This is a genomic window from Pseudomonas fluorescens group sp. PF-1, from assembly GCF_054481335.1.
The window spans coordinates 95,188-108,526 of the sequence record NZ_JBTMNG010000001.1; the positions used below are offsets into that span (position 1 = coordinate 95,188).

Below are 13,339 nucleotides of genomic sequence, written 5' to 3' on the forward strand. Positions count from 1 at the left end.
GCGCGCCATGAAGAAAATCATCCACAGCCTCGCGCCCTGGGCGTTGCCGGTATTGTTGCTGGCGGTGTGGCAGTTGTCGGTGTCGGCGGGCTGGTTGTCGACACGGATTCTGCCGGCACCGATCGCCGTGATCGAAGCCGGTGTGAGCCTGGTGCGCAGCGGCGAGATCTGGACGCATCTGGCGATCAGCGGTTGGCGTGCTGCCCTGGGTTTCACCATCGGTGGCAGCATCGGCCTGACTTTGGGCTTTATCACCGGCCTGTCGAAATGGGGTGAACGCCTGCTCGACAGCTCGGTGCAGATGATCCGCAACGTGCCGCACCTGGCGCTCATTCCGCTGGTGATCCTGTGGTTCGGCATCGACGAGTCGGCGAAGATTTTCCTGGTGGCGCTGGGCACGTTGTTTCCGATCTACCTCAACACCTACCACGGTATCCGCAACGTCGATCCGGCGTTGGTGGAGATGTCGCGCAGTTATGGTTTGTCCGGTTTCAGCCTGTTCCGTCAGGTGATCCTGCCGGGGGCGCTGCCTTCGATCCTGGTCGGTGTGCGCTTCGCACTGGGCTTCATGTGGTTGACGCTGATCGTCGCCGAGACCATTTCCGCCAGTTCCGGCATTGGCTACCTGGCGATGAACGCCCGGGAGTTTCTGCAGACCGACGTGGTGGTGCTAGCGATTCTGCTGTACGCGGTGCTCGGCAAGCTGGCCGACCTCGCCGCCCGTGGGCTCGAACGTGTGTGGCTGCGTTGGCATCCGGCCTATCAAGTCGCCAAGGGAGGTGCTGCATGACGGCTCAACAACCTCCACGCCTGCTGCGCGGGATTCCGCTGGTGGTGCGCAATCTGCAAAAAACCTTCGGTTCGCGGCAAGTGTTGCGCGAGATCGACCTGCACATTCCGGCAGGCCAGTTTGTCGCGGTGGTCGGTCGTAGCGGCTGCGGCAAGAGCACCTTGTTGCGCTTGCTCGCCGGTCTCGATCAGCCTACCGGCGGCGAATTGCTGGCCGGCGCCGCGCCGCTCAGTGAGGCACGGGAAGACACCCGCTTGATGTTCCAGGAAGCGCGTCTGCTGCCATGGAAAAAGATCATCGATAACGTCGGCCTCGGGCTCAAGGGCAATTGGCGGCCGCAAGCGCTGGAAGCCCTGGAAGCGGTTGGTTTGGCCGATCGCGCCAATGAGTGGCCAGCCGCGCTGTCCGGTGGGCAGAAGCAACGCGTGGCCCTGGCCCGCGCGCTGATCCATCAACCGCGTCTGCTCTTGCTCGACGAACCATTGGGCGCGCTGGATGCGCTGACCCGAATCGAAATGCAGCAACTGATCGAACGGCTCTGGCAACAGCACGGTTTCACTGTGTTGCTGGTGACCCACGACGTCAGTGAAGCGGTGGCGATTGCCGATCGGGTGATCCTGATCGAAGACGGCGAAGTCGGCCTCGACCTGCATGTGGAGTTACCGCGCCCTCGGGTCCGCGGTTCCCATCGACTGGCGGCGCTGGAAACCGAAGTCCTCAACCGTGTGCTGTCACTGCCCGGCCAACCGCCGGAGCCGGAACCTGTTTCACCCTTGCCTACGCAGTTGCGTTGGGCGCAGTAAGGCAGCTGCGAGCTTTGAGCTTCAAGCTGCGAGAAGAAGCACAGCGCTTTGACTTGCAGCTTGTGGCTTGCCGCTTACAGCTCATTTCGACCTCAGGAGAAATCAATATGACCATCAAAGCCATCAACGTTCGCAACCAGTTCAAAGGCTCCATCAAGGAAATCGTGCTCGGCGACGTGCTGTCGGAAATCGACGTGCAAACCGCTTCCGGCATCGTCACTTCGGTGATCACCACGCGTTCGGTGAAAGAGCTGGAGCTGGCCGTGGGCAGCGAAGTGATTGCATTTGTGAAATCCACCGAGGTGTCGATCGCCAAGTTGTAAGCCGTGCGCGTAAACGACAACCCCGGAGGGTTTTAGCCCTTCGGGGTTTTTTATGCGTGCCTTGAGCCGACGATGGGGCCTGCGAGGCCGATAAAAATCAGGCCGGTACAGCTCGCTTGGGCAGGTAGGGTGGCAAATACAGCCCAAGATAGGCGTCAAACACCCGCATCCCTTCTTCAGCCATGCGCGGTGTGATCTGTCCATGCTGTTGCACCGAGCGCGCATAGACCCGATCACCCAGCTCCATGGCCAGCGCAAACACATCGACATCGCTCGGCAGCTTCGGCAGCTCGAAGTGGTGGTCGAACAGTTTGTGCATCAGGTCGCCCAGTTCGATGTCGTGCTGACGATCGGCCTGGGTGACTTCGGTCAGGCCGTGTTGGGCGAGGATCAGTTGGCGGGCGGCGGCGTCTTCGCTGTAGATCTCGAGCATGCGTTGCTCCACCAGGCGCGACAGATCCCGCCAGCCGGTGAGGGCTTGGTGGTCGATGGGTGCTTGCAGGCAGGCGCGGAAGGCGGCGTGGACGTCGGCGGTCAGGGCTTCGAGCAGGGCCGGAACGCTGGCGAAGAAGTGGTAGACGGAGGAGGGCGGGATCTCCGCGCGCTCGGCCACGCTGTAGATCGACAGGCTGGCCACGCCCTCGGCGGCCAGCAGTGTGCGGGCCGCATCGAGTATCGAATCGATTCGGGCCTGGCTGCGTGCGCGGGGTTTGCGGGGGGTGGCTACGCGTGTCATTGAAGTCTCCTGCGGGGCAGCGGGCATTGTACGAGCGGGGTTGCGTGTTGTCTCGTCGGCCGCCATCGCGGGCAAGCCAGCGCCCACAGAAATTTCTGGTGTACACGGAATTTATGTTCACTGGAGATCAACTGTGGGAGCTAGCCCTGCTGGCGATCCGCCGCAGGCGTCCATAAAAAAACGCCGCAGGCTTCAGCAGCCAACGGCGTTCCTTTTTTACTGCAACCGCTTACACGGTATGCAGGTACCAGTTGTACTCGAGGTCGGAGATGGAGTGTTCGAACTCTTCCAGCTCGCTCTCTTTACAGGCCACGAAGATATCGATGTATTTCGGATCGATGTACTTGGCCATGACTTCGCTGTCGTCCAGCTCGCGCAGTGCATCGCGCAGGTTGTTCGGCAGGCTCTGCTCGTTCTGCTCGTAGCTGTTGCCTTCCACTGGAGCGCCCGGTTCGATCTTGTTGACCAGACCGTGGTGCACGCCTGCCAGGACCGAAGCCATCAGCAGGTAGGGGTTGGCGTCGGCACCGGCCACGCGGTGTTCCAGGCGGACCGCGTCGGCGGAACCGGTCGGCACGCGCAGGGCGACAGTGCGGTTGTCCAGGCCCCAGCACGGCGAGTTCGGCACGTAGAACTGTGCGCCGAAACGACGGTAGGAGTTGACGTTCGGGCAGAGGAACGCCATCTGCGCCGGTAGGGTCTCGAGCACACCGCCGATCGCGTGACGCAGTGCGGCGTTCTGCTCGGGATCCTCACTGGCAAAAATGTTTTTGCCGTCTTTATCGAGAATCGAGATGTGGACATGCAGACCATTGCCCGCCTGGCCCGGATAAGGCTTGGCCATGAAGGTGGTGTCCATTTCATGGTCGTAGGCGATGTTCTTGATCAGGCGCTTGAGCAGGACCGCGTAGTCGCAAGCCTTGATCGGGTCGGCCACGTGGTGCAGGTTCACTTCGAACTGCGCCGGGGCACTTTCCTTGACGATGGCGTCGGCCGGGATGCCTTGCTCTTTCGCACCTTCCAGAATGTCCTGGAGGCAGTCGACGTATTCGTCGAGGTCGTCGATCAGGTAAACCTGTGTCGAGTGCGGGCGTTTGCCGGAAATCGGCGAGCGCGGTGGTTGTGGGCGGCCGTTCACGTTCTCCTGGTCGATCAGGTAGAACTCCAGTTCGAACGCGGCGCAGATGGTCAGGCCCATCTCATCGAACTTGGTTACGACTTGTCGCAGCACTTCGCGCGGGTCGGCGAAGAAAGGATCACCTTCGAGTTCGTGCATGGTCATCAACAGTTGCGCGGTCGGGCGCTTCTGCCATGGCTCGTTGCACAGGGTGTCGGGAATTGGATAGCAGATTCGGTCAGCATCGCCGATGTCCAGGCCCAGGCCGGTGCTTTCCACCGTCGAACCATTGATATCCAGAGCAAATAGAGAGGCCGGCAGGTTGATGCCTTTCTCGTAAACCTTGTGGAGGCTGGTGCGTTCGATGCGCTTGCCGCGCACCACACCATTCATATCCGCAATCAGAAGGTCAACGTACAGAACCTCAGGATGTTCCTTAAGGAACGCGTTCGCTTCGTTAAGCTGAACGGCACGCGGGGGTACCGACATGATGCAACACCTTTGTTGTTAAAAATATCAATCATTGATCTCTTCGGATTCCAGTCAACCCGAACGGCATGCCGAAGTCAAGCGAGGCCGTTTTTGCCCCAAAAAAGCGCTCGTGCGGCTTTTTTGAGGCACTTTGGGGCGTTTTTATGCCCCTGAACGCTATGCCGTCTGCATGCTTGAGCGGGCCGTGTTGTATTTTTTACGGGGGTGTTGTGTAAAAAAATGAACAAGGCTAAGCTCGAATCAAACCCATAACAGCAATAATACCGGGGTGCTACATGTCTCGCCTGTCGTTAATCGGCATCACCGACTGCGGTCAGCAGAACGGTCTGCATGCTTATCACATCAGTGGCGATATTCACGTCAGCGTCGCAGCCTTCGCGGCTCCCGGCGTGCCGGTGATCTTTCCGTCCCTGGCGAATCGACCCTTTGCGTCCGATATTCTGGACGGCCTTGATGGCACCCCCATTACGGTTACTCCATTCAATATAGAACCGATTCACAATAATAGTGGCGCCTCCATTGCCTTGGGCGCCGCTTGCGATTCTGCACGCCTGGCATTTTGCGGCGTGGTGCAAAAAAAACACGATAGCCTTTCGCACACCTGAATTCCAACGCGGCGCCGATGCGTCAAACATTGCCCGACTCCTGCAAGAGTCAGGAAACTCAAAGCCTAGAGGCATTTATGAGTAACAACCTCGACCAGCTCACCGATTGGTTGAAAGACCACAAGATCACAGAAGTCGAATGCATGATCGCCGACTTGACCGGTATCACCCGGGGCAAGATTTCGCCGACCAACAAATTCATCGCCGAAAAGGGCATGCGCCTGCCAGAGAGCGTGCTGCTGCAGACCGTGACCGGCGATTACGTCGAAGATGACATCTACTACGAGCTGCTCGACCCGGCCGACATCGACATGATCTGCCGTCCCGACCAGAGCGCGGTGTACATGGTGCCTTGGGCCATCGAGCCCACCGCCATCGTCATTCACGACACCTACGACAAGCAAGGCAACCCGATCGAGCTGTCGCCGCGCAACGTGCTGAAAAAAGTCCTGAAACTCTATGCCGACAAGGGCTGGCAGCCGATTGTTGCGCCGGAAATGGAGTTCTACCTGACCAAGCGCAGCGATGACCCGGATTACCCGTTGCAGCCGCCGATCGGCCGTTCCGGGCGCCCTGAAACCGGTCGCCAATCGTTTTCCATTGAAGCGGCCAACGAATTCGATCCGCTGTTCGAAGACGTCTACGACTGGTGTGAATTGCAGGAGCTGGACCTCGACACGCTGATCCACGAGGACGGCACGGCGCAGATGGAAATCAACTTCCGTCACGGCGATGCCTTGTCCCTGGCCGACCAGATCCTGGTGTTCAAACGCACCATGCGCGAGGCCGCGCTCAAGCACAACGTGGCGGCGACCTTCATGGCCAAGCCCATGACCGGCGAGCCCGGCAGTGCCATGCACTTGCACCAGAGCATCATCGACATCGAAACCGGCAAGAACATCTTCTCCAATGAAGACGGGACCATGAGCCAGCTGTTCCTGCACCACATCGGTGGCTTGCAGAAACTCATTCCCGAGCTGTTGCCGCTGTTTGCGCCCAACGTCAATTCGTTCCGCCGTTTCCTGCCGGACACCTCGGCACCGGTAAACGTGGAGTGGGGCGAAGAAAACCGCACCGTGGGCCTGCGGGTTCCGGATGCCGGGCCGCAAAACCGTCGGGTGGAAAACCGCCTGCCGGGCGCCGATGCCAACCCGTACCTGGCGATTGCCGCGAGCCTGCTCTGCGGTTACATCGGCATGGTCGAAGGACTGAACCCGAGTGCGCCGGTCGTGGGCCGTGGCTATGAACGCCGTAACCTGCGCCTGCCACTGACCATCGAAGATGCGCTGGAACGCATGGAAAACAGCGCGACCATCGAGAAGTACCTGGGCAAAAATTTCATTACTGGCTACGTGGCGGTCAAGCGGGCCGAGCATGAAAACTTCAAGCGCGTGATCAGTTCGTGGGAACGGGAGTTCCTGCTTTTTGCCGTCTGACACGCCGGGCGTCCGTTGTCGCCAGACGGCGCCTCCACCTGATTTTCTTTAGGAGATTGGTATGACCAGCAACAACCCGCAAACCCGTGAATGGCAAGCCCTGAGCAATGATCACCACCTGGCCCCGTTCAGCGACTTCAAGCAGTTGAAAGAGAAAGGCCCACGGATCATCACCAACGCCAAGGGCGTTTACCTGTGGGACAGCGAAGGCAACAAGATTCTCGATGGTATGGCTGGCCTGTGGTGTGTGGCCATCGGTTACGGTCGCGATGAACTGGCCGATGCCGCCAGCAAACAAATGCGCGAACTGCCTTACTACAACCTGTTCTTCCAGACCGCTCACCCGCCGGTGCTGGAGTTGGCCAAAGCGATCGCCGACATCGCGCCTGAAGGCATGAACCATGTGTTCTTCACCGGTTCCGGCTCCGAAGGCAACGACACCATGCTGCGCATGGTTCGTCACTACTGGGCGATCAAGGGCCAGCCGAACAAGAAAGTCATCATCAGCCGCAAGAACGGCTATCACGGTTCCACCGTGGCCGGCGCGAGCCTGGGCGGCATGACTTACATGCATGAACAAGGCGACTTGCCGATCCCGGGCATCGTCCACATCGCCCAGCCGTACTGGTACGCCGAAGGCGGTGACATGACACCGGAGGAGTTCGGTGTCTGGGCTGCCAACCAGCTCGAAGAGAAGATTCTGGAGATCGGCGTCGACAACGTGGGCGCCTTTATTGCCGAACCGATCCAGGGCGCCGGCGGCGTAATCATTCCGCCAGACACCTACTGGCCGCGCATCAAGGAAATCCTCGCCAAGTACGACATCCTGTTCGTGGCGGACGAAGTGATCTGTGGTTTCGGCCGCACCGGTGAGTGGTTCGGCTCCGACTTCTACGGCCTCAAGCCTGACATGATGACCATCGCCAAAGGCCTGACTTCCGGCTACATCCCTATGGGTGGCCTGATCGTGCGTGACGAAGTGGTGGCGGTGCTCAACGAAGGTGGCGATTTCAACCATGGCTTCACCTACTCCGGGCACCCGGTGGCGGCTGCGGTGGCGCTGGAAAACATCCGCATCATGCGCGAAGAAAAAATTATCGAGCGCGTGCACAACGAAACGGCACCGTATTTGCAGAAACGTCTGCGGGAACTGAACGATCACCCATTGGTGGGCGAAGTTCGCGGGGTAGGTCTGTTGGGGGCTATCGAGTTGGTGCAGGACAAGGCCACTCGCAAGCGTTACGAAGGCAAGGGCGTCGGCATGATCTGCCGGCAGTTCTGCTTCGATAACGGCCTGATCATGCGCGCCGTGGGCGACACCATGATCATCGCGCCACCCCTGGTGATTACACTGGCGGAAATCGATGAGTTGGTGACCAAGGCACGCAAGTGCCTGGACCTGACCCTCAGTGCATTGCAGGGCTAAGTGCTAGGCTCTGAGCGGGAGTATGAAACTTTCGCTCGGCACAGCCATAAGAGGCGGCCTTTTGTTGAAAGACCGCCTCGGATCTTGCCAGACTAGCCGCGGTTCCAGTTGCCCGGGTTCGGCCGCTGAACATAGTGGTTCAAAAGAGAAAAATTTGGAGCATCACGCATGAAGGCATTAGGCAAAATGTTTGCTGGCAAGACTCTTCTCGCCATGTCCCTGATGGGCATTATGGCGAGCGCGGTTCAGGCGGACGACAAGGTGTTGCACGTCTATAACTGGTCCGACTACATCGCTCCGGACACGATCAAGAAGTTTGAAGACGAGTCGGGTATCAAAGTCGTCTACGACGTCTTCGACAGTAACGAAACCCTCGAGGCCAAGTTGCTGGCCGGCAAGTCCGGCTACGACATCGTCGTACCGTCGAACAATTTCCTGGCCAAGCAGATCAAGGCCGGTGTTTACCAGAAGCTGGACAAGTCCAAGCTGCCTAACTGGAAAAACCTGAACCCGGACCTGCTCAAGGCCGTATCGGTCAGCGACCCTGGCAACGAGCACGCCTTCCCTTACATGTGGGGTTCGATCGGTATCGGCTTCAACGCCGAGAAGGTCAAGGCCGCACTGGGTGCCGATGCTCCGACCAACTCCTGGGACCTGATCTTCAAGCCTGAAAACGCCGCCAAGCTGAAGTCGTGCGGTATCAGCCTGCTCGATTCCCCAACCGAGATGATTCCGGTGGCGCTGCACTACCTGGGCCTGCCAACCGACAGCCAGAAGAAAGAAGACATCGACAAGGCTGAAGCGCTGATCATGAAGGTTCGTCCTTCGATCGCTTATTTCCACTCTTCCAAGTACATCTCCGACCTGGCCAACGGCAACATCTGCGTGGCCGTGGGTTACTCGGGCGACATCTACCAGGCCAAGTCCCGCGCGGCTGAAGCCGGTGACAAGGTGAAAGTCAGCTACAACATTCCGAAAGAAGGTGCGGGCAGCTTCTACGACATGGTCGCCATCCCTAAAGATGCCGAAAACGTCGAAGGCGCCTACAAGTTCATGACCTACCTGCAGAAGCCGGAAGTCATGGCTGCAATCACCAATGCCGTGCGTTTCCCGAACGGTAACGCGGCTGCCACGCCACTGGTGGATAAAGACATCACCAGCGATCCAGGCATCTACCCGCCGGCGGACGTACTGGCCAAGCTGTACGCGATTGCCGACTTGCCGGCCGCGACCCAGCGAATCCTGACTCGCAGCTGGACCAAGATCAAATCCGGTAAGTAAGTAACAACTCCTGTAGGAGCGAGCTCGCTCCTACAGGGATTTTCATAAAGTTTGCTGGAACGGTTTTTCGAGGGTAAGTTGCGCGCCGGTTTTGTTGCCAGGCAGCCATGGCTGTCATGTAACGCGGGGCAACTTGGGCCCAACTAATTTTAGAGGACCTCCACTTGCCTATTTTTTCTTTGTTGCGCAATGCCATGCTGGCCGCAGCCGGGTTGACGCTTGCCGTCAGTGTCCAGGCCGCCGGCACCGTGCATGTTTATAATTGGTCGGATTACATCGGGCAGACCACCCTGGCGGACTTTCAGAAAGAGACCGGCATCAAACCGGTCTATGACGTCTTCGATTCCAACGAAACCCTGGAAGGCAAGTTGCTGGCCGGGCGCACCGGTTACGACGTGGTCGTGCCGTCCAACCATTTCCTTGGCAAGCAGATCAAGGCCGGCGCTTTCCAGAAGCTCGACAAGAAACTGCTGACCAACTACGGCAACCTTGATCCGGTCCTGCTTAAACGCCTGGAGCAGAACGATCCGGGTAACCAGTACGCCGTGCCATACCTCTGGGGCACCAACGGCATCGGCTACAACGTCGACAAGATCAAGGCCGTGCTGGGCGTCGATTCGATCGATTCCTGGGCGGTGTTGTTCGAGCCGGAAAACATCAAGAAGCTGCACAGCTGCGGTGTAGCCTTCCTCGATTCCGCTGACGAAATGATGCCCACCGTTCTCAACTACCTGGGCCTGAACGCCAACAGCACCAACCCTGAAGATTACAAAAAGGCCGAAGCCAAGTTACTGGCGGTGCGGCCTTACGTGACGTACTTCCATTCGTCCAAATACATCACCGACCTGGCCAATGGCGATATCTGCATCGCCGTCGGGTTCTCCGGCGACATGTTCCAGGCACGCAACCGTGCCGAAGAAGCCAAGAAAGGCGTGAAGATCGCCTACACCATTCCCAAGGAAGGTGGCGCACTATGGTTCGACATGCTGGCGATTCCGAAAGATTCGGCCAACGTCAAAGAGGCCCACGCGTTCATCAACTATTTGCTGAAACCTGAGGTTATCGCTCAGGTCAGTGATTACGTCGGCTACGCCAACCCTAACCCGGGGTCGGACAAACTGATGGAACAATCCATTCGCACCGACGAAGCGGTTTATCCACCGCAAGCCGTGCTCGACAAGACTTACGTGTCCATCGAGTTACCGCCAAACATTCAACGTTTGATGACCCGCAGCTGGACCAAGGTCAAGTCGGGTAAATAGCTTCAAGACTCAAACTATCCAAGGTTGGCTCACCTTGAGCGAACTGCACTCTTTTTCTGGGAGTTTCGTAAATGGCAGTTGCCTCCGGCGCCTATAAGAAAGCCCTCGAGGGCGACCAATTACCTAAAGAGGTGTTGGTCAAAATCGACCGGGTCACGAAGAAGTTCGACGAGACGATTGCCGTGGACGATGTGTCCCTGGAAATCAAGAAAGGCGAGATTTTCGCCCTGCTCGGCGGTTCGGGATCGGGCAAATCCACTTTGCTGCGCATGCTCGCAGGATTCGAGCGTCCGACCGAAGGGCGCATCTTCCTCGATGGCGTAGACATCACCGATATGCCGCCGTACGAGCGGCCGATCAACATGATGTTCCAGTCCTACGCCTTGTTCCCGCACATGACCGTGGCGCAGAACATCGCCTTCGGCCTCAAGCAGGACAAACTGCCCGCCGCTGAAATCGATGCGCGCGTGGCTGACATGCTCAAGCTGGTGCAGATGAGCCAGTACGCCAAGCGCAAGCCGCATCAGTTGTCCGGCGGTCAGCGTCAGCGCGTGGCCCTGGCTCGTTCCCTGGCCAAGCGGCCGAAGCTGCTGCTGCTCGACGAACCGATGGGGGCACTGGACAAAAAACTGCGTTCGCAAATGCAGCTGGAGCTGGTGGAGATCATCGAGCGCGTCGGCGTAACCTGCGTCATGGTGACCCACGACCAGGAAGAGGCCATGACCATGGCCGAGCGCATCGCGATCATGCACCTGGGCTGGATCGCCCAGATCGGCAGCCCGATCGACATCTACGAAACCCCGACCAGCCGCCTGGTCTGCGAATTCATCGGCAACGTCAACATCTTCGACGGTGAAGTGATCGATGACGCCGAAGGCCACGCGACCATCACCTGCAAGGACCTGGATCGCCAGATCTATGTCGGCCACGGCATCAGCACCTCGGTGCAAGACAAGTCCGTGACCTACGCGATCCGCCCGGAAAAACTGCTCGTGACCCCAACCATGCCGACCTGCGAATACAACTGGTCCAGCGGCAAGGTGCACGACATCGCCTACCTCGGCGGTCACTCGGTGTTCTACGTCGAACTGCCGAGCGGCAAGATCGTCCAGTCGTTTGTCGCCAACGCCGAGCGCCGTGGCCAGCGGCCGACCTGGGGTGATCAGGTCTACGTGTACTGGGAAGACGACAGCGGCGTGGTGCTTCGCTCATGAACATGCGCAAATTCAAACGCCGCCTCAATCGAATAATTCCCGGTGGCCGTCAGTTGGTCATCGGGGTTCCTTTCATCTGGCTGTTCCTGTTCTTCATGCTGCCGTTCTTCATCGTCCTGAAGATCAGCTTCGCCGAAGCCGACGTGGCCATTCCGCCGTACACCGAGATCTACAGCTACGCCGAGCAGAAGCTGCAGGTGCTGTTGAACCTGGGCAACTACGCGACGCTGGCCGGCGACGAGCTGTACATCGCCGCCTACCTCGGCTCGTTGAAGATGGCGCTGATCAGCACCATCCTCTGCCTGCTGATCGGCTACCCGATGGCCTACGCCATCGCCAGTGCCCGCAAAGAGCTGCAAACGGTGCTGGTCCTGCTGATCATGATGCCGACCTGGACCGCGATCCTGATCCGCGTGTATGCGTGGATGGGGATCCTCAGCAACAACGGTCTGCTCAACGGTTTCCTGATGAGCATGGGCTGGATCAACGAACCGCTGCAGATCCTCAATACCAACCTGGCGGTCTACATCGGCGTGGTTTATTCCTACCTGCCATTCATGATCCTGCCGCTCTACGCCAACCTGGTGAAGCACGACCATAGCCTGCTGGAAGCCGCGTCCGACCTGGGTTCGAGTACGTTCAACAGCTTCTGGAAGATCACCATTCCATTGTCCAAAAACGGCATCGTCGCCGGCTGCATGCTGGTGTTCATTCCGGTGGTGGGCGAGTTCGTGATCCCGGAACTGCTCGGCGGTCCGGAAACCCTGATGATCGGTAAAGTGCTCTGGCAAGAATTCTTCAACAACCGTGACTGGCCGGTGGCGTCTGCCCTGGCGGTGGTGATGCTGGCGATCCTGATTGTGCCGATCATCCTGTTCAACCGCAGTCAGGCCAAGGAAATGGAGGGTAAAGAATGAAGCGCTTCCGTTTCTCCAGCCTGATGCTGGTATTGGGTCTGCTGTTCATTTATGCGCCGATGCTGATCCTGGTGATCTACTCGTTCAACGCCTCGAAACTGGTGACGGTGTGGGGCGGCTGGTCGATCAAGTGGTACGTCGGTCTGCTCGACAACACCCAACTGATGGGCTCGGTGGTGCGCTCGCTGGAAATCGCCTGCTACACGGCGGTAGCGGCGGTGGCACTGGGAACACTGGCGGCGTTCGTCCTGACCCGTATCACCCACTTCAAGGGTCGTACCCTGTTCGGCGGCCTGGTGACCGCGCCGCTGGTCATGCCCGAGGTGATCACCGGTCTGTCGCTGTTGCTGCTGTTCGTGGCCATGGCGCAGATGATCGGCTGGCCGCAGGAACGTGGCATCGTCACCATCTGGATCGCTCACACCACGTTCTGTGCGGCGTATGTGGCGGTGGTGGTCTCGGCGCGGTTGCGTGAGCTGGACCTGTCCATCGAAGAAGCGGCCATGGACCTCGGCGCACGGCCGTGGAAGGTGTTCTTCCTGATCACCATCCCGATGATCGCGCCATCCCTGGGGGCTGGCGGCATGATGTCCTTCGCCCTGTCCCTGGATGACCTGGTGTTGGCGAGCTTCGTGTCGGGTCCGGGTTCCACCACCCTGCCGATGGAAGTGTTCTCGGCGGTACGCCTGGGCGTGAAGCCGGAGATCAACGCCGTGGCCAGTCTGATTCTGCTGGCGGTGTCGCTGATGACCTTCCTGGTGTGGTTCTTCAGCCGCCGCGCCGAAGAAAGCCGCAAGCGGGCGATTCAACAGGCCATCGAAGAAAGCGCTGCCGATTCGTGGAAGCAACCGGATGTGCGTCGCGCGCAGGCACCGGAAGCGGCTTGAGCTTGATGTGGGGTTGGCCACAATTTCGTGGCTGACCCTGATCCACTGTA

General features: G+C 59.0%; 13 protein-coding genes. 11 read left to right on the top strand and 2 right to left on the bottom strand.

Annotated features, from left to right (window positions below; translation table 11 throughout):
* Window positions 1-7: 7 nt before the first annotated feature.
* The 3 genes from ssuC (at window position 8) to ACX3YD_RS00485 (ending at window position 1,916) form a co-directional block, all read left to right on the top strand.
* Window positions 8-790, top strand: coding sequence for an aliphatic sulfonate ABC transporter permease SsuC (ssuC, locus tag ACX3YD_RS00475; protein ID WP_047534732.1), 783 nt, complete (start codon window positions 8-10; stop codon window positions 788-790).
* Window positions 787-1,593, top strand: coding sequence for an aliphatic sulfonates ABC transporter ATP-binding protein (gene ssuB / locus ACX3YD_RS00480; RefSeq protein WP_103402869.1), 807 nt, complete (start codon window positions 787-789; stop codon window positions 1,591-1,593). The genes ssuC and ssuB overlap by 4 nt, the downstream gene beginning before the upstream one ends.
* Before the next feature lie 107 nt (window positions 1,594-1,700).
* On the top strand, window positions 1,701-1,916 hold the full coding sequence (locus ACX3YD_RS00485) for a TOBE domain-containing protein (protein ID WP_007967989.1): 216 nt from the start codon (window positions 1,701-1,703) through the stop codon (window positions 1,914-1,916).
* 97 nt (window positions 1,917-2,013) lie between these two features.
* Here ACX3YD_RS00485 and ACX3YD_RS00490 read toward each other — a convergent pair whose 3' ends face one another.
* Window positions 2,014-2,652 (bottom strand): TetR/AcrR family transcriptional regulator, encoded by a 639-nt coding sequence (locus tag ACX3YD_RS00490; protein WP_103402868.1) that lies wholly within the window; start codon window positions 2,650-2,652, stop codon window positions 2,014-2,016.
* Window positions 2,653-2,881: 229 nt separating this feature from the next.
* The gene (locus tag ACX3YD_RS00495; RefSeq protein ID WP_090466477.1) at window positions 2,882-4,258 is read right to left on the bottom strand and encodes a glutamine synthetase family protein; all 1,377 of its coding nucleotides are present in this window, start codon (window positions 4,256-4,258) and stop codon (window positions 2,882-2,884) included.
* A gap of 278 nt (window positions 4,259-4,536) precedes the next feature.
* Here ACX3YD_RS00495 and ACX3YD_RS00500 point away from each other — a divergent pair, with 278 nt between their 5' ends.
* From ACX3YD_RS00500 to ACX3YD_RS00535, 8 genes are all read left to right on the top strand, one after another.
* Window positions 4,537-4,866, top strand: a complete 330-nt coding sequence (locus tag ACX3YD_RS00500; RefSeq protein ID WP_458959047.1) for a gamma-glutamyl-gamma-aminobutyrate hydrolase family protein — start codon at window positions 4,537-4,539, stop codon at window positions 4,864-4,866.
* Window positions 4,867-4,943: 77 nt separating this feature from the next.
* On the top strand, window positions 4,944-6,302 hold the full coding sequence (locus ACX3YD_RS00505; RefSeq protein ID WP_103402867.1) for a glutamine synthetase family protein: 1,359 nt from the start codon (window positions 4,944-4,946) through the stop codon (window positions 6,300-6,302).
* Between the two features lie 61 nt (window positions 6,303-6,363).
* The gene (locus tag ACX3YD_RS00510) at window positions 6,364-7,728 is read left to right on the top strand and encodes an aspartate aminotransferase family protein (RefSeq protein ID WP_458959048.1); all 1,365 of its coding nucleotides are present in this window, start codon (window positions 6,364-6,366) and stop codon (window positions 7,726-7,728) included.
* A 168-nt stretch (window positions 7,729-7,896) separates the two neighbouring features.
* Entirely contained in the window at window positions 7,897-9,009 is a 1,113-nt protein-coding gene (locus tag ACX3YD_RS00515; protein WP_458959049.1) for a polyamine ABC transporter substrate-binding protein, read from the top strand.
* A 164-nt stretch (window positions 9,010-9,173) separates the two neighbouring features.
* Window positions 9,174-10,271: a polyamine ABC transporter substrate-binding protein gene (locus ACX3YD_RS00520; protein ID WP_103402865.1), complete on the top strand. Its 1,098-nt coding sequence runs from the start codon at window positions 9,174-9,176 to the stop codon at window positions 10,269-10,271.
* Window positions 10,272-10,342: 71 nt separating this feature from the next.
* The gene (locus ACX3YD_RS00525; RefSeq protein WP_047534703.1) at window positions 10,343-11,485 is read left to right on the top strand and encodes an ABC transporter ATP-binding protein; all 1,143 of its coding nucleotides are present in this window, start codon (window positions 10,343-10,345) and stop codon (window positions 11,483-11,485) included.
* Window positions 11,482-12,402, top strand: a complete 921-nt coding sequence (locus tag ACX3YD_RS00530; RefSeq protein ID WP_047534701.1) for an ABC transporter permease subunit — start codon at window positions 11,482-11,484, stop codon at window positions 12,400-12,402. Before ACX3YD_RS00525 ends, ACX3YD_RS00530 begins: the two co-directional genes overlap by 4 nt.
* Window positions 12,399-13,289: an ABC transporter permease subunit gene (locus ACX3YD_RS00535; protein ID WP_103402863.1), complete on the top strand. Its 891-nt coding sequence runs from the start codon at window positions 12,399-12,401 to the stop codon at window positions 13,287-13,289. The genes ACX3YD_RS00530 and ACX3YD_RS00535 overlap by 4 nt, the downstream gene beginning before the upstream one ends.
* Window positions 13,290-13,339: the final 50 nt, after the last annotated feature.